Here is a 20,180-nt window from a genome sequence, read left to right as displayed (position 1 = left end):
ATGTCGCTCGTGCTTGCCGCTCCCCGCTGGCGCTGGCGCCGGCCGAGCGTCCTGCCCGGCTTCGGGCTGACGCTCGGCTTCGCCCTCGTCTATCTCTCGCTCATCGTCCTCATCCCGCTCGCCGGCGTCGTCTGGCGCTCGGCGTCTCTGGGGTGGCCGCAGTTCTGGGCGATCGCTACGGACGAGCGCACCGTTCAGGCGCTGAAGATCAGCTTCGGCGCCTCGCTCGTCGCGGCGTCGGTCAATGTCGTCTTCGGCGTCATCGTGGCCTGGGTCCTGGTGCGCTACCGCTTTCCCGGCCGACGCATCGTCGATGCCGCGGTCGACCTGCCGTTTGCCCTGCCGACGGCCGTCGCCGGCATCGCGCTGACTGCGATCTACGCGCCCAACGGCTGGATCGGCGCGCCGCTCGTCGCGCTCGGCTTCAAGGTCGCCTTCACGCCTGTCGGCATCGTCATCGCGCTCGTCTTCATTGGCCTGCCTTTCGTCGTGCGGACGGTGCAGCCGGTGATGGAGGAGATCGACCGCGAGGTCGAGGAGGTCGCGGCGACGCTCGGCGCGCGCCGCTGGCAGACCATCTCCCGCGTGCTCCTGCCGGGCCTCGCACCATCGATCCTGACGGGCTTCGCGCTCGCCTTCGCGCGCGCCGTCGGCGAATACGGCTCGGTGATCTTCATCGCCGGCAACATCCCCTATGTGTCGGAGATCGCACCGCTCCTCATCGTCATCCGGCTCGAGGAATACGACTATCCGGCGGCGACGGCGATCGCGGCGGTCATGCTCGCCATCTCCTTCGTGATGCTGCTCGTCATCAACCTCGTGCAGGCCTGGAGCCGCAGGAGATTCGGCTATGGCGCTTGATATCGACGCCCCCGCCGCCACCGTGCCGCTGCGGCCGACGACAGAGACCCCGCTCGCCCGCGGCATCCTGATCGCCGTGGCCCTCGCCTTTCTCGCCTTCTTTCTCTTCCTGCCGCTCGTCATCGTCTTCGTCGAGGCGTTCAGGAGGGGCGCCGGCGTCTTCCTCGCGGCTCTGGCCGAGCCGGAGACGCTCGCCGCCATCCGGCTGACGCTCCTCGTCGCCGCCATCTCCGTGCCTTGCAACCTCGTCTTCGGCGTCGCGGCGGCCTGGGCCATCGCCAAGTTCGAGTTCAAGGGCAAGGCCTTCCTGACGACGCTGATCGACCTGCCGTTCTCGGTCTCGCCGGTCATCGCCGGCCTCGTCTACGTGCTGCTCTTCGGTGCCGGCAGCGCGCTCGGGCCCTGGCTCAAGAGCCATGGCATCGAGATCCTCTTCGCCGTGCCGGGCATCGTGCTCGCCACGATCTTCGTGACCTTCCCCTTCGTCGCGCGCGAGCTGATCCCGCTCATGCAGGAGCAGGGCACCGGCGACGAGGAGGCGGCCATCGCGCTCGGCGCCTCGGGCTGGCAGACCTTCTGGTACGTCACCCTGCCCAACATCAAGTGGGGCCTGCTCTACGGCGTCTTGCTCTGCAACGCGCGCGCCATGGGCGAGTTCGGCGCGGTCTCGGTCGTCTCCGGCCACGTGCGCGGCCTCACCAACACGATGCCGCTGCAGGTCGAGATCCTCTACAACGAGTACAACTTCGTCGCGGCCTTCGCCGTCGCCTCGCTGCTCGCCCTGCTGGCGCTCGTGACCCTCGTCCTCAAGACAATCCTCGAAATGCGCTACGGCCACGCGATCGCCGGCGCCGCGGCCCCGCATTAGGAGCGAGCCATGGACCTTTCCATCCGAAACGTCAGCAAGGCCTTCGAGCAATTCCCGGCGCTCCGGGATGTCTCGCTCGACATCCGCTCGGGCGAGCTCGTGGCGCTGCTCGGCCCGTCCGGCTCCGGCAAGACGACGCTGCTGCGCCTCATTGCCGGCCTCGAACGGCCGACGCGGGGCGCCATCTTCTTCGGCGGCGAGGATGCCTCGCGGCGCAGCGTGCAGGAGCGCAACGTCGGCTTCGTCTTCCAGCACTACGCCCTGTTCCGGCACATGACGGTGGCGGACAACATCGCCTTCGGCCTCCGGGTGCGGCCGGCGGCCACCCGCCCGTCGGACCGGGAGATCCGCCGCCGGGCGTCGGAGCTGCTCGATCTCGTGCAGCTCACGGGGTTGGAGCGGCGCTATCCGCACCAGCTCTCGGGCGGCCAGCGGCAGCGCGTGGCGCTCGCCCGCGCGCTTGCCATCGAGCCGCAGGTGCTGCTTCTCGACGAGCCTTTCGGCGCGCTCGACGCCCAGGTGCGGCGCGAATTGCGGCGCTGGCTGCGCGAGATCCACGATGCGACCGGCCACACCAGCCTCTTCGTGACGCACGACCAGGAGGAGGCGCTCGAACTCGCCGACCGCGTCGTCGTGATGAGCGAGGGGCGCATCGAGCAGGTGGGCACCGCCGACGAGGTCTACGACCGGCCGACGTCGCCTTTCGTCTATGGCTTCATCGGCGATTCGAGCACGCTGGCCGCCCGGGCGGAGCACGGCACGATCTGGCTCGATGACCGCGCGACGGGGCTGAAGGCCGACGGAGCTCCGGACGGGCAGGGGTCTCTCTATTTCCGGCCCCACGACATCACGCTCGTCGACGGCTGCGGCGGCTGCATCGCCGGCATCGTCTCGGCCGTGCGCCGCGTCGCCGGCAACCGGCGCGTGGAACTCGCCGTCGGCGGCGGCCGGGAACGCGTCGAGATCGAGCTGCCGGCCGACCAGCCGGTCGCGCTCGGGGGGCGCATCGCCTTCCGGCCGACGAAGTGGCGCTTCTATTCCGATGCCGCGGCGGCCGCGGAGACGGCCGAAGCAGTGCCGCCGGCCTATGCGCTGACAGGCAGCTGACCGCACCTTCGTCGCAGCCGCATCGCGCCCGGGCCGTGCCCCGTGCTATCGGTGCGATCGACGGCGTTCGTCCGTCAACGGCGAGGCGGCATGCGGGGCAGCGCGGCATGAGTTTCGAGCAGGCGGGCATCCTTCTTCTCCTCGTCGGCATGCTCGTCGTCTTCGCGCTCGACAGGCTGCGCATGGAGGTGGTGGCGCTGTCGGGCCTGGGGCTCGCCGCGCTCGCCGGGCTGTTGCCTGCCCCGGCCATTTTCTCGGGCCTCTCCAGCCCGGCCTTCGTGACGGTGGTCGAGCTTCTGCTGATCGCGCAGGTGCTCGGTCGTTCCGGCCTCTTCTCGGGGCTCGCCGGCCGCATCAGCGCCGCGGGGTGGAGCACCCGCAGCACGAGCGCCATCCTGTGCGCCGTGACGGCGGTCATCTCCGTCTTCATGAACAACATCGCCGCCCTGGCGCTGATGATCCCCGTCGTCTTTAGCGTCTGCCGGGCCACGGCGCTCGATCCGCGCCGGGTGTTGATGCCGGTCGGATTCGCGGCGCTCCTCGGCGGCCTGTGCTCGCTCAGCGGGACGCCGGCCAACCTGATCGTCTCCCAGCAGCTCGGCGAACGCACCGGCCGGGCCTTCGCCTTCTTCGACTTCGCCTATGCTGGCGTGCCCGTCATGCTGGCCGGGGTGATCGTGACGGTGTTCTGGGCCGGGCGGGCGCTGCGCGACGGGGGCGCCGGTATGCCGGGCCATCCGGGGCAGATGCGGCGGCGGGTCGTCACCGAAGCCGTCATCCCGCCGGGCTCGGCCTTCGTCGGCACGGCCGTCGCGGCGCTGCCGGTCAGGGTGCATGCCCTGATCCGCAATGACCGCCACGTGCTGCGGCGTCCCCAGGCGCAGCTCGAGGTAGGCGACATCCTGCTGCTCGAGGCCGAGAGCACCCGCGTCAGTGACTGGATCGCCGAAGGCATGCTGGCCCGCCTGCCGTTCTCCGCCCCGCTGACGGGCAGGCCCGAGCGGGTCGAGGCCGTGATCATGCCCGAGAGCACGCTCGTCGGCTCGCGCCTGCGCTCGCTGGAGAGCTTCCACAGCCGGGGCATCCGCATCCTGGCCGTCGCCGCGCAGACGCCGCGCATCGAGGGCCGCTTCGACGACCTGCAGCTCAGCATCGGCGACATCCTCTATCTCGAAGGTGATCGCGACGCGATCGACGAGGCCGTGGAGGAGACGGAGCTGCTGTCCCTCTGGCCGACGCCGCAACGCCCGGAGGACGGCGGCACGTCCCGCCTGCCGCTCGGCATCTTCGCGGCGGGGGTCGTCGCGTGCATTCTCGGCGCCGCCCCGCCGCTCGCCTTCGGCGGCGTCGTCCTTGTGCTGGCGGCGGCCGGCAGCCTCAACCTGCGGCGCGGTCTTGCCGAACTCGACTGGCCGATCCTGATCATGCTGGCGGCCATGATCCCGCTCGGCCAGGCGGTGGAGACCACGGGCGCTGCGGCGGTGCTCGCCGACGGCCTCATGCATGCCCTGCCGGGCGAGCACCCGCTCGTGATGATCGGTGCCGTGCTCCTGCTGGCGGTCGTCGTCACGCCCTTCGTCAACAATGCCTCGACGGCGATCGTCCTCGCGCCCATCGCCATGAACATCGCCGGCGCTGCTGCCCTGCCGCCGGAGCCCTTCCTGATCGCCGTCGCCCTCGGTGCCTCGATCGACTTCCTGACGCCGGTGGGGCACCACAACAACACCATCGTCATGGGCATCGCCGGCTATCGCTTCGCCGATTTCCTGCGCATCGGCTGGCCGGCGACGCTCGCGGCCTGCGCGACGGCCATTCTCGCCATCCCCTTTTTCTGGATGTGAGGTTATCGCCAACGAGCAGCGGGTGCCGACGTCCGTCTTGGCGTTTGGCACCGGCGCCGCTATCTTGGAATCAATCCAATCCAAGCTAGCGGGGATGCCGTTGATGCCCGGTCGGTGCACATGCCTCCGCCGCCGGCCGCGCTATTTCTCCCCTTCGCCGTCCACGTGGATCCTGCCGCGCCGTTCCCGCACCGAAGCGGCAGCATTCCCGACCGTCCTGCATGGCGCCTGATCGAGCGGGCGTCTTTTGGTCGACGGTGGAAATACTTATCGGGCTGTCTTGCCAGATCGATTCAGGTCGTCCACTCCGGAGATACGCCGATGACGGAACGAGTTGACCGGAATTCCGCCAGTTTCCACGGAGCCGAGCAGCCGGAGGCGCTCGCCATCCGCACGCTCCAGTCGGCCGAGCTGATGGCCTCGCGCATGACGTGGCAGAAGGCCAGGACCGGCTTCCCCGTCCAGTTCGAGCGCAAGGACGGCTATCTGATGTGCCTGCAGAGGCTCGACCTGCCGGCTGCGCCCCATTGGGTCGACGGACGGGCTGTCCTGCGGCCGGCCATCCGGGATGGACAATCCCTCATCGCCGACCTCAACCAGGAGCATTCGGCGGTGGTGCAGGCGGCCGTCGACTGCATTTCCCTCTACATGCCGCGCGAAGCGCTCGACCGCTTCCAGGAGGAGCACGAGCGGCCGCGCCTCGCAGCACTACGCGCCTCGCCGGACGTCATCCTCGACGACGAGGTCATCCGGCACCTCGGGGAATGCCTGCTGCCGGCCCTCGAACGGCCGGACGCAGCAAGCCGCCTGTTCGTCGACTATGTGGCTCTGGCGCTGCTCGCGCATCTTACGGCATCGTACGGGGGGCAGGCCGCATCCCGTCCGCCGCGCGGCGCGCTGGCGCCCTGGCAGGAGCGCCGGGCCAAGGAGATGTTGCTCGCCAATATCGACGGACGCATCGGCCTCGACGAGCTGGCCGCCGCCTGCCGCCTCTCGCGCAGCCATTTCGCGCGCGCCTTCAAGGTGACGACGGGCACGACGCCGCTCCAGTGGCTGCTTGCGCAGCGCCTGGAGCGGGCCAAGGGCCTGCTGCTGAAATCGGACCTGCGCATCGACCAGATCGCGCATCAGTGCGGCTTCGTCGACCAGAGCCATCTCACCCGCGTCTTCCAGAAGGCCTTGAAGGTCACGCCCGGCCTCTGGCGGCGCCTGAGCCGCCTCTGACGGCCGGCCCGCCGCCCGGCGCGTGGATGCTCATTTTTTGAACAATCGGACCGCGATCGCCCGGCGCGGTCGATCCGCTCGCATCGCGGCAATACCTTCCCACCCGGTGTGGCGGCGCGCTCCAGCATATCCTCGTCCCGGACCGAAGTAGCGGCCGAATCCGGGAGGTGGCGCCTTTCGTGCCGGCCATCGCGCACGCCGTCGTACGCGCGGGGCGGGACTGCCGCGTCGGCGCGGGCGAGCACGGTTTCGTGAGCGACATGACAGCACCCACGTACAAAACGCAGCACTCCATGCGCTGGTTGCCTCAGCTGGCGCGCGGCTAGCCTTCCCGCAGGCAAAAGAGCTGCGGCATCTGTGTTCCGTTACCTCGTCGGGCCGCGGCCTCTCAGGAGGGTTCCAATGATAGACCGCAACCCGAACCCGGGTGATGCCGGGGCGCTGTCGCGCCGTGGCGTGCTACAATTGGCCGGTGGTGCCGCCTCGTTCGCGGCGATCCCGGGCGCTGCCGCCCAGGGCGCAGCGCCTTCAGCACAGGAGGCGGCCATGGCGTCCCGCGTGCGCTTGACGGTCAACGGCCAGGTTCACGAACTCGATGTCGATCCCCGGCAGTCGCTGCTCGACGTGCTGCGTGAGAGGCTGGACCTCACCGGCACGAAGAAGGGTTGCAACCAGGGGGCCTGCGGCGCCTGCACCATCCTCGTCGACGGCAGGCGGATCGTGTCCTGCCTGACCCTCGCGGCCATGCACGACGGCGCCCGCATCGAGACGATCGAGGGCCTTGCCAACGGCGGCGAGCTGCACCCGCTGCAGGCGGCCTTCATCGAGCACGAGGGGCTGCAGTGCGGCTTCTGCACGCCCGGCCAGATCATGTCCGGCATCGGCTGCATCGCCGAGGGGCATGCCGGATCGCCGGAGGAGGTCCAGTTCTGGATGAGCGGCAACATCTGCCGCTGCGGCGCCTATCCGGGCATCGTCGCGGCCGTCGCCGACGCAGCCGGGAGGACGTGAGCATGCTGCCGTTCACGATCGAGAAGGCGCAGAGCGCCGAGGCCGCCATTGCCGCCGCCGCTGCCGGCGCCCGCTACATCGCCGGCGGCACGACCTTGGTCGACCTGATGCGCGAGGAGGTGGAACGCCCCGAGCGGCTCGTCGACATCAACGGCCTGCCGCTCGACGAGATCCGCGTCGAGGGCGGCGACCTCGTCATCGGCGCCCTGGCCCGCATGTCGGATGTCGCCGCCCATCCGGACGTGCAGCGCCTGCAGCCGGTCATCGCCGAGAGCCTCATCGAGGGCGCTTCGCCGCAGCTGCGCAACATGGCCTCCATGGGCGGCAACCTGCTGCAGCGGGTGCGCTGCCCCTATTTCCGCATGCTGGACGCCGCCTGCAACAAGCGAACGCCGGGGTCGGGCTGCGCGGCCATCGACGGGCTCAACGCCGGCCATGCGATTCTCGGCACGAGCGAGCATTGCGTGGCGACGCATCCCTCCGACGTGGCCGTCGCGCTCGTGGCGCTCGATGCCACGATGCGCGTCCGCGGGCCGCAGGGCGAGCGCACCTTCCCGATCGAGGAGCTGTTCCGCCTGCCAGGCGACACGCCGCATCTCGAACATACGCTGGCGCCGGGCGAACTCATCGTCGAGCTGCGCGTTCCCGGCGGGCCGGACAACCGCCGGGCGCGCTATCTCAAGGTGCGCGACCGCGCCTCGTACGAATTCGCCCTCGTCTCGGCTGCGGCCATCCTCGTCATCGAGGGCGGCGTGATCCGCGAGGCGCGGCTTGCGGCCGGCGGCGTCGGCACAAAGCCCTGGCGCCTGCGCGCCTCGGAGGCAGCGCTCGTCGGGCAGCCGGCGGAGCGCCGGACATTCGAGGAGGCGGCGCGGCTGGCGGGCGAGGGGGCCCGGCCCCTCAGCCACAACCATTACAAGCTCGAACTCCTGCCCCGGACGATCGTCCGGGCTCTCGAGATGACGGGGGAAGTGGCATGACCGGCACGATCGTAGGACAACCGCTGCCCCGCGTCGACGGGCGCGCCAAGGTGACCGGAGCCGCGCGCTATGCGGCCGATTTCAACCAGGACAGCCAGCTCCACGCGGTGATCGTCAGTGCGACCGTGGGCCTCGGGCGCGTGACCGCGATCGACAGCGCGCGCGTGGAAGCCATGCCCGGCGTCGTCGCGGTCATCACGCACCGCAATGCGCCGCGGCTCGCCTATGGCGCCCACAAGACCTACATCGACCCGGCCGTCGGCGAGCGGCTGCACGTGCTGCAGGACGACAAGGTCCGCTTCTACGGCCAGCCGGTCGCGATCGTGGTGGCCGACACGCTCGACCATGCGGAGCGCGCGGCGGCTGCCCTTCAGGTCAGCTACGAGAGCGAACAGCCGACGGTCGATCCCCAGGACCCGCGGGCGGAGGCGATCATCCCGGAAGCGGCGGCGCAGCCCGACGCGCGCATTCCCGCCGATACCGCGCGCGGCGAAGCCGACAATGCGCTGGCGAATGCAGAAGTGAAGGTCGACGAGACCTATGACATCGCCCGCGAGAACCACAACCCGATGGAGCCGCATGCGACGGTGGCGGCCTGGAGCGGCGACCGGCTGACGCTGTGGAGCAAGAGCCAGTTCGTCGTCAACGAGCAGGCCGAGATCGCCGCCATCTTCGGCATCCCGGCCGAGCATGTGCAGGTGAACTGTCCCTTCATCGGCGGGGCCTTCGGCACGAGCCTCAGGACCTGGCCGCACGTGACCCTCGCCGCGCTCGCGGCGCGGCAGGTGGGGCGCCCGGTCAAGCTCGTGCTGACGCGCAAGCAGATGTTCTTCACGACCGGCCACCGGCCGCGCACGCTGCAGCGGATCGGGCTCGGCGCGACGCGGGAAGGCAAGCTCACCGCCGTCGTGCACGAGGGGACGGGTGAGACGAGCCGCTACGAACAGTTCCTGGAGGCGCTGACCGCCGCCACCGGCTACATGTATTCCTGTCCCAACGTCCGCACCCGCTACCGGCTGACGCCGCTCGACACCGGCACGCCCAACCACATGCGCGGCCCGGGGGAGGCGAGCGGCATCTTCGCGCTCGAATGCGCCCTGGACGAACTGTCCTATGCGCTCGGCATGGACCCGGTCGAGCTGCGCCGCCGCAACGAGCCCGAGATCGACGAGGCCGAGGGCAAGCCGTTCTCCAGCCGCTCGCTGCTGCAATGCTACGACCAGGCGGCGGAGCACTTCGGCTGGTCACGGCGCGATCCCAAGCCCCGCGCGATGCGCGACGGGCGCCTTCTCGTCGGCATGGGCGCAGCGTCCGCGACCTATCCCGCCTATCACGCGCCGGCGAGCGCGCTGGTGCGCCTGCGGCCCGACGGCACGGCCGAGGTCGAGGTGGCGGCGAGCGACATGGGACCGGGCACCTATACCTCGATGACGCAGGTCGCGGCCGAGACGCTGGGGCTGCCGATGGAGCGGGTGCGCTTCAGCCTCGGCCGCTCCGACTTTCCGCCGGCACCCTCGCATGGCGGCTCGTGGACCATGGCGTCCGTCGGCTCCGCCATCCGCGCCGCCTGCCTCGCGGCGCAGGAGGAGGCGGCGAAGCTCGCCGTCGCCGACCAGCGCTCGCCCGTCTTCGGCGCGAATGTCGAGGACGTGGAATGGGCGGCAGGCCGCCTCAGGCGACGTGGCGATCAGGCGCCCGGGCAGCCCTATCGCGATATCGTGGCGAGCGCCGGACGCGCGATCGAGGCCGATGCCTCGGCCCAGCGCGATCCGGAGGTCGCACATCGCTATTCGATGCACGCCTTCGGCGCGGTGATGGTCGAGGTTGCCATCGATCCCGACGTCGGCACCATCCGGGTGCGCCGGGCCGTGGGGGCCTACGGCATCGGGCGGGTGGTCAACCCGCGCCTCGCCAGGAGCCAGTGCATCGGCGGCATGATCGGCGGCATCGGCATGGCGCTGATGGAGCGCACGGCACTCGACGGGCGTGACGGCCGACCGGTCAACGCCCACATGGCCGACTACCTGATGCCGGTGAACCTCGACATCCCGCACCTGGAGGCGCATTTCGTCGACGAGGTCGACCCGCACGTCAATCCGCTCGGGGTCAAGGGGCTCGGGGAGATCGCCCTCGTCGGCATGGCCCCGGCCATCGCCAATGCGGTCTTCCACGCGACGGGCATCCGCGTGCGCACCCTGCCGATCCGCATCGAGGACGTGTTGACCTCCTAGCGCGACAGGGGCCGGCATGCGACGGCATGCCGGCCTCCTTCACTCGGCGGCGCCTCGGTTCCGCATCGGTAAAGAAAATGGCGCGCATTTGACTTGTTCCGCCGCCGGCAAAACGGCCTCCTAGAGCAAGCGGGGAGCGGGAGGCGTGGCGATGCTGCTGACGATCAATATGCTGGACGGGGCCTTCAAGGGCGACATGCGACAGAAGATCGTCATCAAGGACCTCATAGCCCAGGTAATTGCGGCCCAGGCGCTGAGCGTGGCGGCCTACAGGCGCATCGAAGTGACGGTCGACAACGCACGCCAGCTGGTCGCGCTCGTGGCGGAGGAGCGGGTGTTCGAGACGCCGGAGATCGGCGAGGTCACCATCGGCCGACGGGCCGAGCAGATCCTGATGAACCTCGTCAGCCGGCCCCTGCCGACGAAGGTGCCGGTTCCGCCGGCGCGAGGGCGCGGTGCCCCGGCCGGCGGACCTGCCCAGAATCAATAGCCGAACAGGAAATCTCCGGCATCGAGATCGGACAGCTCGATGCCGGCGATGAAAATGCCGCCATCGCCGAATTCGATCGCCACGCCGCCGTCGACCTCGCGCGAGGCGGCGAGGACCTCGTCGACATTCGTGAGAGGTCCACCGAGGAAGCGGATCCGGTCGCTGCCGTCCTCGAAATCCTCGATGCGGTCGTAGCCGGTCTCGTTGCCGACGTAGTTGAACACGTCCGCCCCGGCGCCGCCCCACAGCTGGTCGTCGCCGTCGCCGCCGTAGAAATGGTCGTTGCCGGCTTCGCCATACAGCCGGTCATTGCCCGCTTCACCGTCGAGGCGATCGCCCCCGGCGCCGCCATAGGCGACGTCATCGCCGTCGCCGAGGAGGAAATAGTCGCCCGTCAGCGTGACGCCGGCCAGGTTGCCGAGGCCGCTGTCGCCGTCGAGCCCGTAGACGGTATCGTTGCCGGATCCGGTCATGACGACGAGGTGCTCGAAACCGATCGCCGTCGCGCCGCCGGGGATGATGCCGGAGGCGACGTCGACGAGGAGGTCGTCGGTCGCATCGCGTTCGTCGATCATGAGCCGGTCGAAGCCCGTGCCGCCGTCGAGGAAGTCGGCGCCGCCGCCGCCGCTGATGAAGTCGTTGCCCTCATGGCCGCGGATCACGTCGGCGCCCGGGGTGCCGATGAAGGAATCGCGGCCGGTCGAGCCTTCGATGGTCAGCTGCTCGAAACCGACCGCAGCTCCCGACTTGCCGACGCCGAGACTCGACAGGTAGATCTCGCCCGTATCGGCATTATGGGTGGCGCTGAAGCCGACGAACTCCCAATTGCCACCTGGGCCCGGCGCGAGCTGGGTCTGCGCGGCGCGGAAGTCGAGGACGAGGTGGTCGGTGCCCTCGCCGCCGTCTGCGCGGCCTACACCGTTCAGCACCACGAGGTCGTCGCCGGTGCCGGCGTTGATGTGATCGTAGCCCCAGCCGGTCCCGCCGATGATGACGTCGTTTCCGGCTCCACCGGACAGGCGGTTGGCGCCGGAATTGCCGGCAATGTAGTCGTCGTGCTCGGTGCCGTAGACGTTCTCGATGGAGATCAGCACGTCGCCCTGGGCATAGCCGCCGATCTGCGGGCCGCTGCGCGTCAGGTCGACGTTCACGCCCGTGGGCGAGCCGGTGTATTCCACCGTGTCGGAACCGCCGCGCCCGTCGATGATGTCGGCTCCGGCGCCGCCATTGATGACGTTGTCCCGGTTGTCGCCGGTCAGCCGGTCGTCATGGCTGGAGCCCGTCAGGTCCTCGATATTGTAAAGCATGTCGCCTTGGGCATCGCCGCCGATCTGCGGTCCCGGGCGGTCGAGGTTGACGTCGACGGCCTCGGGCGAGAAGGCGTAGCTCGCCCTGTCGCGCATGCCATCGCCGCCATCGATGATGTCCGCTCCCGCGCCGCCGCGCAGCGTGTTGTTCCCGGAATCGCCGATGAGGACGTCGTCGAAGCGCGAGCCGGTGATGTTCTCGATGCCGACAAGAACGTCGCCTGCGGCGTCGCCGGCGCTCTCCTGCGGTCCGGAGAGGCGCAGGTCGACCGTGACGCCGGCGAGCGAGGAGAGATAGACCGCCGTGTCGCGGCCGGCGCCGCCATCGAGCAGGTCGGCGCCGGGACCACCCCACAGGCGGTCGTTGCCATCCCCGCCGAAAAGGCTGTCGTCGCCGGCATAGCCGACGAGATCGTCATCGCCCCCAAGACCTTCTAGAACATCGGCAAACCTGGTTCCGTAAAGCCTGTCATCGTCATCGGTTCCCACAGGCATGGCAGCCTCCTGCGTGGTGTGGCAGCGCAGGATTTCCGAAGGTTACGCGGAAGGCAATATAAATATATGCCGTCAATTTTGTTCGAAAATCACTATATTTTTCACCAACAGAAGGATTCATATGCCGAATTCAAGTCTCTTTCCTGCGCTTCCTTGCGTCGTTTGCGCCTCCTGATGCACCGACTGCCTGTTGCGCGCAGGCCGATGAGGGGCCCCGGCTTCGATTGCGGCTACGCCAGGACCTGCGTCCGTCAGGAACGCGCGCCCATCGAGGCATGCAATCGCTCGCGCCGCGGCTGCAAGACTGCTCGCGGCAAGGCCCTTGTCGGCCGGCAGCCGAGGGCGGGAATCTCTTCGCAGGATCAAGGACGCGCGGCATCGCCATCCGGAACGGCCGATGCGCCCATACCGTCTTCTCGGCCCGTCTGCCTCGCAGCGGCCGTTATCCCCGGGCTCTGATCGATGAGGCCTGAGCCGGGTCCCGCCGGCCTCCACCCCCGGGGCTTCCGCACCAGGGTCGAGGCCGAGGGAGCTGAGCGGGGGCTCTGGCCGGTCAATTCATCTTAATGCCCAGCTTGGCACGCTCGTCCTTGAAGACGACGGCGATGGCCTCGATGACCTTCTTGTCGCGGTTCGCCTTGCAGTAGACGATGACCTCGTGCTCGAGCTCCTTGGCCCGCTGCACGTTGTACATGTGCTTCCTGGCAAGGCCGTTGTACCAGCCGCTGTACCAGGAGGTCAGGGCGTCGGCATCCTCCTGATACGTGCCGGCGAGCTGTGCGCACGTCAGCGCCTGGACGTCGAGATAGCCGTCCTTGTCTGCATAGGTCGAGAGCGGGGTCGCGTCCTGGGCGAATGCTCCAGTTGCTGCCGATGCCAGGCAAATGGCGACAAAAGCGATGTTCTTCAGCATGAGGCCAACCTTTCTCACTGGATGAAACGGGAAGAAATGCCTGCTGCGTGATCGCCCCCTTGCGCCCTCGCGTCGCCGGGGCGCGGATCCGCCGAAGACCCCGCTTGGCTTCAGGGGACGTGGTGATTGAACAAGCCGATCCTAGGCCGTCTGCGCCGGACCGGGGCGTAAGATACGGTAGATTACCCCGTGGCGACCGGCGCCCAGCGCCGCCTCCGGTGCTTCAAACGGTGCCCTCGGTCGTCCGCGCGAGCATCAGAAATGAAAGGCGAGGCTCAGGAACGGCCCGTGCATCGTCGTGTCATAGCGGAAGGTGCCCGTGCGATGGCCGCTGGTGCTGTAGTCGGTGTACAGCGCACGGTAGCCGATCGCGGTCGAGACCGTGTCCGTCCACTTGTAGCCGACGGAAACGAGACCCTGGGCGGTCAGGTCGGAGCCGACGCCGAAACCGCCGATGTCGGCAAGCGCGTTGACGAACCAGCGGTCGTTGATCCGGTACTGCAGGGCCACGCCCACGATGGGGTCGAGCCAGTCCTCGGTTTCCTCGTTCGTCAGGCTGAGGCCCGGCAGAAGGCCGGGATACAACGTCATCTTGGCGGTGAGCTGCTGGTAGCGCACGCCGGCCGTGAGGCTGACGTCGAGGTTCGGGTCGCCGAGGGGCAGCCGGTAACCCGCGATGGCGGAGGCGATGAACAGGCCCTGCCTGAACTTGACGGTGGGCGCGTTCGCTATCTTCAGCGTCGCGCTGTCGGAAAGCTGCGCCCCGACGATGTCGATCAGAAACATCCAGTCGCCGTTCTTGGCGAGGAAGGAGCCCATCAGGGCGCCGTCGAGGTTCTCGAGCACGTCGGCGAAGGATGCATCGACTTTCGCCGCGGGCAGGTTGCGAACGCCGACGGTGCCCGTGAGCGACGTCGCCCAGCCGTAGATCGTCGCCTGGAACTGCCAGGAGCTCGGCGCCGGCTGCGCCGGCACCGGCGGCTGCGGCTGGAGATCCGCTCCCGCCGCGGGGGCGGACAGCAGCGTGCAGCCCATGGCGCCGGCGACGGCGAACCGCTTCAGTCTCGACAAGGCGAAATCCCGCTCGGTCCGGGCTCGGCCGTCCGGCCTGTTGCCCTTCTCAGGGGAAAGCCAGCAATGTGGCCCGTCATGCGCAATTTCATTCGGCCGCATTGGATTGTTCCGCATCGAGGATTTCCAGGATCTCGGCTTTGAGCGCCGTGACGAGTGACAGATATTCCGCACAGCGCTCGTCCTTGAGGGGAGAATCCGAACCTTTCCAGTTGTACAGAGCTGCTTCGGCATCAGCGAGATCGGTACAAAGCAGACGAAAAGTCTCGCTCTTCAGGGCGAGTTCTTCGATGGCCCGGCGTTTAGCGGGGAATTGATGGATCGCAGCGAGCACGCCTCGATGCATTGCAGACGAGCCTCCCCTTGTTCGGCTGATCTTCGCCCATCGCCCGCGACTTGGGAGTATGTTACCGTAACAAACATGGTCGGCGCCGAGGCGGATCGCGCATAGAGCAGCATGGCGCGTTCGGCGAAGGGGGGACCATGTCGGAGACGAGGCCGCTTGCCGCCGAGGGGGGATGGAACATCCGGCCGTCACCGGATGCCGTCATCGCACAGCTCGGGAGGATCCTCGCGAGCCCCGAGTTCAAGGCGCCGGAGCGCGCCCATAAATTCCTGCGCTATGTCGTCGAAGAATCGGTGGCCGGTCGGGCGGACCGCATCAAGGCCTTCGCCATTGCGGTGGAGGTCTTCGGCCGCGACGCGAATTTCGACGCGCAGAACGATCCGGTCGTGCGCATCGAGGCCGGCCGGCTGCGACGGGCGCTCGAACGATATTATCTCGTCGCCGGCCAGGACGATCCGGTCAGGATCGACATTCCCAAGGGCGGGTACGCTCCCGTCTTCGTCGAGCAGCCGCGGCAGGGGGATGAAACCCCGGCAGGTTCCGAGCCGGACGGGGATGTCCTTCCTCCCTCCGTGGCTCCGGCACGATTCTCCATCCGCCGGCTGGTCGATTGGCGGATGGCGCTTGCCATCGCCCTGGCGGCCAGCGTTCTCGGCGCCGTCTATCTCGCCGTGAACCGCGAGGGCCCTTCGGCGATCGCAGGGGGTGCATCGCCCAACATGCCTGTCCTCATCGTGCGTCCTTTCGCCGAATTGGGAGCGGAGGCCGACGCGGCGCTCTATGCAGCCGGCCTGACCGAGGAGGTGCTGTCGCAGATCGCGCGTTTCAGGGAGATCAGGGTTCTCGGCAGCGAGACCTCACGCAGCCTGCCCGCCACCGCGGACGCGGCCGAACTCAACCGGCGGCTCGGCATCCGCTACGTCCTCGAAGGCGGCGTGCGCATTTTCGGCGGACGGCTTCGGGTCACCAGCCGGGTCGTCGATGCGGAAACCTCCCAGGTTCTCTGGTCGCAGACCTATGACGAGGATCTGCGCTCGAGCGATATCGTTCAGATCGAGGTCGATATCGCCAACAAGGTGGCGACCGCCGTCGCCCAGCCTTACGGGATCATCTTCCGGGCCGACGAGCAGCGCACGGCCCGCGTGCCTCCGGACGATCTCGAAGCCTATCGCTGCACGCTGCGCTTTTATAATTATCGGGCCGTCCTCGGCACCGAAGAACATGCGAGCGTCCGCAACTGCCTGGAGCGGGCCGTCGCGCATTACCCCGGCTACGCCACGGCCTGGGCGATGCTGTCGTATATCTACCTCGATGAGGATCGTTTCGGCTTCAACTGGCGCAACGATGCAGGCGGTCCGATCGAGCGTTCTCTCGAGGCGGCGCAGCGGGCGGTCCGTCTCGACCCGGAGAACGTGCGCGCCCTTCAGGCGCTGATGATGGCGCGGTTCTTCAATCGCGAGGCTGAGGAATCCCTGCGCGTCGGCGAGCGGGCGTTGGCGCTGAACCCCAACGACACGGAACTGCTGGGCGAATACGGAAGCCGCCTCGCCATGGCGGGGCATTGGCAGCGCGGGTCCGAACTGCTGGAACAGGCGCTCATCCGCAATCCGGGCAACGCGGGATACTATACCGGCGTGCTCGGGCTCATCGCTTACATGCAGGGGGACGACGAACGGGCCGTTACGCTGATCCGGCGGGCCGATATGGAGAAATTTCCCCTCTATCACGTCGTTGCGGCGCTCATCTATGCGCGGGCCGGCCTCACGCAGGAAGCTGCCGCAAGTCGCGACCAGTTCCTCGCGATGCGGCCGCGGTTCTTCGACAACCTCGAGGACGAGCTGATCAAGCGCAACTATCGTCCCGAAGACCGCCGCATCCTGACCGATGCCGCGCGGGCGGCGGGATTTCCCGTGCCCTGATCCGCGCCAGGCCCGTGCGCGGGCGAGGTGACGGACCCTTCCGAAGAGGGCCGCATGGCCCCGTCGGGCGGCTTTGCCCTGGCGTGCGGAACATCTCGATCAGCTCCGGCAAGACCGTTTGTTACCGTAACCTACTTCCCGCTGATCGCGCGACGACTACGCTCCCCAGCAGCCTGACCAGCAGATCGACCATCGGTGTACTGGCAGGCGGCAGTCGAGGGGAGGATCCTTGCGCGAGCCTTTCTCGCACGCTCGAGACAAGGTTCGTCGCTGTCGGCGATACGCTTCACCCGCGCGGAAACATGGCCGTGACATCGGCCGGCCAACCCGGATGAACCCGGGGTTCCGCAGCGTCTGGCTGTCGCTCTGATCCAGCCTGTGCCTGGCCTACGGCCTGCCGCGGAAGTCCTTCGCGGATGCCTCGCATCACGTAAACATTGGAGACGAGCTATGAAAATGACCCGTCGGCAGCTTGGACTAGGGGGATTGAGCCTGTTTGCGGGAGGGCTCGCGAGCGGAACCGGCCTCGCCAATTTCGACGCGTTTCGCGGTGTCGGGCAGGGGCTCGAGGACTTCTGGCTGGCCACGGATGCCTACATCTTCGGCTATCCGCTGGTCACCATGGAGATGACGCGGCGGGTCATGACCAATGTCGCCAAGCCCGAGGGCACGCGGGCGCCCATGGGCCAGCTCATCAAGATGCGCGAGTATCCGAATGCATCCTTCCGGGACGTGACGGCGCCGAACGCCGACACGCTCTACACGACCGCATTCCTCGATGTCGGCGAGGAGCCGTGGGTCCTCAGCGTCCCGGACATGAAGGACCGCTATTTCCTCCTGCCGATGCTCGACGGCTGGACGAACGTCTTCCAGGTTCCGGGCAAGCGCACGACCGGCACGGGGGCGCAGACATTTGCGATCACCGGCCCCGGCTGGAGCGGCAGGCTCCCGGACGGCATGAAGGAATACAAGTCGCCGACCAACATCGTGTGGCTCCTCGGCCGGATCTATTGCACCGGCACGCCGGAGGATTACGCCGCCGTTCATGCCCTGCAGGACGAGTTCAAGCTCGTTCCGCTGAGCGCCTACGACAAGGCCTACACCGTGCCGGCGGGGCATGTGGATGCCTCGATCGACATGAAGACCGCCGTGCGCGAGCAGGTGAACCGCATGAGCGCGGTGGAGTTCTTCTCGCTGCTGGCCGAGCTCATGAAGAAGAACCCGCCTTCGGCGGCCGACGCGCCGGCTCTCGCCAAATTCGCGAAGATCGGCCTCGTTGCCGGCCAGGACTTCGATGCCAGCAAGCTGCGGGCGGATTTCGCGGAGCGCATCCCGCAGATCGCCTTCGATCGCATCATGCTGCAGTTCAAGATCAACAAGGACGTGCAGGACATCAACGGCTGGGGCTTCACGACCAAGACGGGCCTGTACGGCACCGACTACCTCATGCGGGCGCTCGTCACCGCCATCGGCCTCGGAGCCAACCGGCCGCAGGATGCGGTCTATCCGACGTCCCTGAAAGAACACGATGGCGAGAGCTACGACGGGGCCCACAAATATGTCATGCACTTCGACAAGGGCCAGACGCCGCCGGTCGAGGGCTTCTGGTCGCTCACGATGTACGACGAGCAATATTTCTTCGTCGACAATCCGCTGAACCGCTATTCCATCAGCCCGCGGCAGGACCTGAAGTACAATGCGGACGGGTCGCTCGATCTCTACCTGCAGAAGGACTCGCCCGGCGCGGACAAGGAATCGAACTGGCTGCCGGCGCCGGCCGGCAAGTTCTACCTGATGCTGCGGATGTACTGGCCGGATGAGAGCAACCCTTCGATCCTCGATGGCACCTGGACGATCCCGCCGGTGAAGAGAGCATCCTAGAGGCTGTCACCCGCCTGTCCGGAGCGTCCTTCCGGAACCACTCCTGGAGATGCCAGGATGGAACCCAAGTTGTAGAAGCGGCTCCGGCCGCTTCTACACGCGGCCGGCTGGGAACGCCCCATGTTCGACGTCCTCGCCGAAGAGGACGGGCTTCGTCTCCGTTCGGGGCAAGCGGTCGCCGCTGCGGCCGATTGAGCCGGATTCATTACAGCATTGCGGCACCCAATGCCGCCGCCTGATGCGCTATGTAATGGACGGGCAGCAGCCCCTCGAAGCGGAACGGAGACGACCCATGAAGATCACGCGAGCAGGCGATACGCCTTCGACCAAGGGACCGGAAGACTGGTTCACGGGGACGGTTCGCATCGACCCGCTCTTCGCGGCGGAAGCTCCCGGCAGGGCCGTCGGAGCCGCCGTGACGTTCGAGCCGGGCGCTCGAACCGCCTGGCACACGCATCCTGCAGGTCAGACGCTGATCGTCACGGCCGGCTACGGCCGCGTTCAGCGCGAAGGCGGCCCCGTGGAGCACATCCGGCCCGGCGACGTGGTCTGGTTCCCGGCCGGCGAGAAGCACTGGCACGGTGCATCGCCCGACGTCGCCATGACGCATATCGCCATCCAGGAAGCCGTGGACGGGAGCACCGTCACCTGGCTCGAGAAGGTATCTGACGAACAATACGGCGACTGAGGGCGAACGCCTCGGCCTTTCCGCCCGGCGCCTGGACAGGGACCTGACGCCGTTGCCTATGCCGGCAGGACGACCACCTTCGTCTTGACCGGCGTTCGCTCGTAGAGGTGGATCATGTCCTGGCTGAGCAGGCCGACACAGCCGCTCGTGACGCCATTGCCGATCGATTCCGGATCGCTGCTGGCGTAGATCGTATAGAGCGTATAGGCGCCGTTCTGATAGAGATAGAGCGTGCGGGCGCCGAGCGGGTTGTCGAGACCGCCCGGCATGCCGCCGGCGTATTTGGCCGCCTCGGGCTGGCGCCGGATCATTTCCTTGGGCGGTGTCCAGGTCGGCCATTCGGCCTTGCGCCCGACATAGGCGTCGCCGCTCCACCGGAAGCCGTCGCGGCCGACATTGGCACCATAGCGGGTGGCGTTGCCGTCGTCCTCGATGCGATAAACGTAGTAATTGGCCGGATCGACGATGATCGTACCGGGCGCCTCATTGGTGTCGTAGCGAACGGTGCGACGGAAATATTTCGGATCGACCTTGCTGACATCGACCGCCGGGATGGGGAATTTCTCGTCGGGCACCGGCCCGTAGGCCAGCTTTGCCTCGGCAAGGCTCATGCCGTCGGACGTCACGCAGCCGGCCAGTCCCAGCGCGCCGATACCGGCGGCAGAGCCGAGCACAAACGAGCGGCGGTTGAGAAGCCCAGGAAGAGCCGTCTCGTTTATCTTGCCGGCGTCGGCAGTTCCACCATTGCTGATCATGATGTCGGAGTTTCCCATGTCCTGTCGCCCGGCGAGAGAATAGTTCCGCAGTCACCCGCTGAACATCTTTGCCGGTGAGACTGCCGCGCCGTGGCTCGATTGGCAAGTTCGCCCTTTGCTGTGCGCGGCTTTTCCGGGCGGTCGTGCAGTCTTGCCACAGGGCATCAGGCGACGTGCGTTGCCCCTCGGCCT

General features: G+C 67.9%; 17 protein-coding genes. 12 read left to right on the top strand and 5 right to left on the bottom strand.

Annotated features, from left to right (window positions below):
- From cysT to GGR16_RS07120, 9 genes are all read left to right on the top strand, one after another.
- Window positions 1–861 (top strand): sulfate ABC transporter permease subunit CysT, encoded by an 861-nt coding sequence (cysT, locus tag GGR16_RS07160; protein ID WP_019404336.1) that lies wholly within the window; start codon window positions 1–3, stop codon window positions 859–861.
- A complete protein-coding gene (gene cysW / locus GGR16_RS07155; protein ID WP_019404335.1) occupies window positions 851–1,729 on the top strand; it encodes a sulfate ABC transporter permease subunit CysW in 879 nt (292 codons plus the stop codon). The genes cysT and cysW overlap by 11 nt, the downstream gene beginning before the upstream one ends.
- A 9-nt stretch (window positions 1,730–1,738) precedes the next feature.
- A complete protein-coding gene (locus GGR16_RS07150) occupies window positions 1,739–2,836 on the top strand; it encodes a sulfate/molybdate ABC transporter ATP-binding protein (RefSeq protein ID WP_183316110.1) in 1,098 nt (365 codons plus the stop codon).
- A gap of 107 nt (window positions 2,837–2,943) precedes the next feature.
- The gene (locus GGR16_RS07145) at window positions 2,944–4,677 is read left to right on the top strand and encodes an SLC13 family permease (protein WP_183316109.1); all 1,734 of its coding nucleotides are present in this window, start codon (window positions 2,944–2,946) and stop codon (window positions 4,675–4,677) included.
- Between the two features lie 321 nt (window positions 4,678–4,998).
- A complete protein-coding gene (locus GGR16_RS07140; RefSeq protein ID WP_019404332.1) occupies window positions 4,999–5,901 on the top strand; it encodes a helix-turn-helix domain-containing protein in 903 nt (300 codons plus the stop codon).
- Between the two features lie 402 nt (window positions 5,902–6,303).
- The gene (locus GGR16_RS07135) at window positions 6,304–6,912 is read left to right on the top strand and encodes a (2Fe-2S)-binding protein (protein ID WP_183316108.1); all 609 of its coding nucleotides are present in this window, start codon (window positions 6,304–6,306) and stop codon (window positions 6,910–6,912) included.
- Between the two features lie 2 nt (window positions 6,913–6,914).
- Window positions 6,915–7,892, top strand: a complete 978-nt coding sequence (locus GGR16_RS07130) for an FAD binding domain-containing protein (RefSeq protein WP_183316107.1) — start codon at window positions 6,915–6,917, stop codon at window positions 7,890–7,892.
- Entirely contained in the window at window positions 7,889–10,123 is a 2,235-nt protein-coding gene (locus tag GGR16_RS07125; RefSeq protein WP_183316106.1) for a xanthine dehydrogenase family protein molybdopterin-binding subunit, read from the top strand. Before GGR16_RS07130 ends, GGR16_RS07125 begins: the two co-directional genes overlap by 4 nt.
- Window positions 10,124–10,274: 151 nt before the next feature.
- A complete protein-coding gene (locus GGR16_RS07120) occupies window positions 10,275–10,613 on the top strand; it encodes a hypothetical protein (RefSeq protein ID WP_019404327.1) in 339 nt (112 codons plus the stop codon).
- Here GGR16_RS07120 and GGR16_RS07115 read toward each other — a convergent pair.
- From GGR16_RS07115 to GGR16_RS07100, 4 genes are all read right to left on the bottom strand, one after another.
- Window positions 10,607–12,415, bottom strand: a complete 1,809-nt coding sequence (locus GGR16_RS07115; protein ID WP_183316105.1) for a calcium-binding protein — start codon at window positions 12,413–12,415, stop codon at window positions 10,607–10,609. The genes GGR16_RS07120 and GGR16_RS07115 overlap by 7 nt on opposite strands.
- A 553-nt stretch (window positions 12,416–12,968) precedes the next feature.
- A complete protein-coding gene (locus GGR16_RS07110) occupies window positions 12,969–13,328 on the bottom strand; it encodes an HdeA/HdeB family chaperone (protein ID WP_183316104.1) in 360 nt (119 codons plus the stop codon).
- Window positions 13,329–13,583: 255 nt separating this feature from the next.
- Window positions 13,584–14,399, bottom strand: a complete 816-nt coding sequence (locus GGR16_RS07105) for a hypothetical protein (RefSeq protein ID WP_183316103.1) — start codon at window positions 14,397–14,399, stop codon at window positions 13,584–13,586.
- A gap of 88 nt (window positions 14,400–14,487) precedes the next feature.
- Window positions 14,488–14,745, bottom strand: coding sequence for a hypothetical protein (locus tag GGR16_RS07100; RefSeq protein WP_183316102.1), 258 nt, complete (start codon window positions 14,743–14,745; stop codon window positions 14,488–14,490).
- A 137-nt stretch (window positions 14,746–14,882) separates the two neighbouring features.
- On the opposite strand from GGR16_RS07100, the gene GGR16_RS07095 reads away from it, so the two are divergent.
- The 3 genes from GGR16_RS07095 (at window position 14,883) to GGR16_RS07085 (ending at window position 19,233) form a co-directional block, all read left to right on the top strand.
- Window positions 14,883–16,664: an adenylate cyclase gene (locus tag GGR16_RS07095; protein ID WP_183316101.1), complete on the top strand. Its 1,782-nt coding sequence runs from the start codon at window positions 14,883–14,885 to the stop codon at window positions 16,662–16,664.
- A gap of 450 nt (window positions 16,665–17,114) precedes the next feature.
- On the top strand, window positions 17,115–18,545 hold the full coding sequence (locus GGR16_RS07090; protein ID WP_183316100.1) for a DUF1254 domain-containing protein: 1,431 nt from the start codon (window positions 17,115–17,117) through the stop codon (window positions 18,543–18,545).
- Window positions 18,546–18,837: 292 nt separating this feature from the next.
- On the top strand, window positions 18,838–19,233 hold the full coding sequence (locus tag GGR16_RS07085; RefSeq protein WP_183316099.1) for a (R)-mandelonitrile lyase: 396 nt from the start codon (window positions 18,838–18,840) through the stop codon (window positions 19,231–19,233).
- A gap of 56 nt (window positions 19,234–19,289) precedes the next feature.
- On the opposite strand, the gene GGR16_RS07080 is transcribed toward GGR16_RS07085, so the two are convergent.
- On the bottom strand, window positions 19,290–19,988 hold the full coding sequence (locus GGR16_RS07080; protein WP_183316098.1) for a L,D-transpeptidase: 699 nt from the start codon (window positions 19,986–19,988) through the stop codon (window positions 19,290–19,292).
- Window positions 19,989–20,180: the final 192 nt, after the last annotated feature.

This window comes from Chelatococcus caeni (assembly GCF_014196925.1).
GTDB lineage: Bacteria > Pseudomonadota > Alphaproteobacteria > Rhizobiales > Beijerinckiaceae > Chelatococcus_A > Chelatococcus_A caeni.
Note: the sequence above shows the minus strand (reverse complement) of the source record. Positions and strands in the feature narration are given on the sequence as shown.

Excerpts from the sequence above, each read along its gene's own strand:
- cysT (WP_019404336.1), top strand. The coding sequence starts at position 1 with ATGTCGCTCGTGCTTGCCGCTCCCCGCTGGCGCTGGCGCCGGCCGAGC.
- cysW (WP_019404335.1), top strand. The coding sequence starts at position 851 with ATGGCGCTTGATATCGACGCCCCCGCCGCCACCGTGCCGCTGCGGCCG.
- GGR16_RS07150 (WP_183316110.1), top strand. The coding sequence starts at position 1,739 with ATGGACCTTTCCATCCGAAACGTCAGCAAGGCCTTCGAGCAATTCCCG.
- GGR16_RS07145 (WP_183316109.1), top strand. The coding sequence starts at position 2,944 with ATGAGTTTCGAGCAGGCGGGCATCCTTCTTCTCCTCGTCGGCATGCTC.
- GGR16_RS07140 (WP_019404332.1), top strand. The coding sequence starts at position 4,999 with ATGACGGAACGAGTTGACCGGAATTCCGCCAGTTTCCACGGAGCCGAG.
- GGR16_RS07135 (WP_183316108.1), top strand. The coding sequence starts at position 6,304 with ATGATAGACCGCAACCCGAACCCGGGTGATGCCGGGGCGCTGTCGCGC.
- GGR16_RS07130 (WP_183316107.1), top strand. The coding sequence starts at position 6,915 with ATGCTGCCGTTCACGATCGAGAAGGCGCAGAGCGCCGAGGCCGCCATT.
- GGR16_RS07125 (WP_183316106.1), top strand. The coding sequence starts at position 7,889 with ATGACCGGCACGATCGTAGGACAACCGCTGCCCCGCGTCGACGGGCGC.
- GGR16_RS07120 (WP_019404327.1), top strand. The coding sequence starts at position 10,275 with ATGCTGCTGACGATCAATATGCTGGACGGGGCCTTCAAGGGCGACATG.
- GGR16_RS07115 (WP_183316105.1), bottom strand. The coding sequence starts at position 12,415 with ATGCCTGTGGGAACCGATGACGATGACAGGCTTTACGGAACCAGGTTT.
- GGR16_RS07110 (WP_183316104.1), bottom strand. The coding sequence starts at position 13,328 with ATGCTGAAGAACATCGCTTTTGTCGCCATTTGCCTGGCATCGGCAGCA.
- GGR16_RS07100 (WP_183316102.1), bottom strand. The coding sequence starts at position 14,745 with ATGCATCGAGGCGTGCTCGCTGCGATCCATCAATTCCCCGCTAAACGC.
- GGR16_RS07095 (WP_183316101.1), top strand. The coding sequence starts at position 14,883 with ATGTCGGAGACGAGGCCGCTTGCCGCCGAGGGGGGATGGAACATCCGG.
- GGR16_RS07090 (WP_183316100.1), top strand. The coding sequence starts at position 17,115 with ATGAAAATGACCCGTCGGCAGCTTGGACTAGGGGGATTGAGCCTGTTT.
- GGR16_RS07085 (WP_183316099.1), top strand. The coding sequence starts at position 18,838 with ATGAAGATCACGCGAGCAGGCGATACGCCTTCGACCAAGGGACCGGAA.
- GGR16_RS07080 (WP_183316098.1), bottom strand. The coding sequence starts at position 19,988 with ATGATCAGCAATGGTGGAACTGCCGACGCCGGCAAGATAAACGAGACG.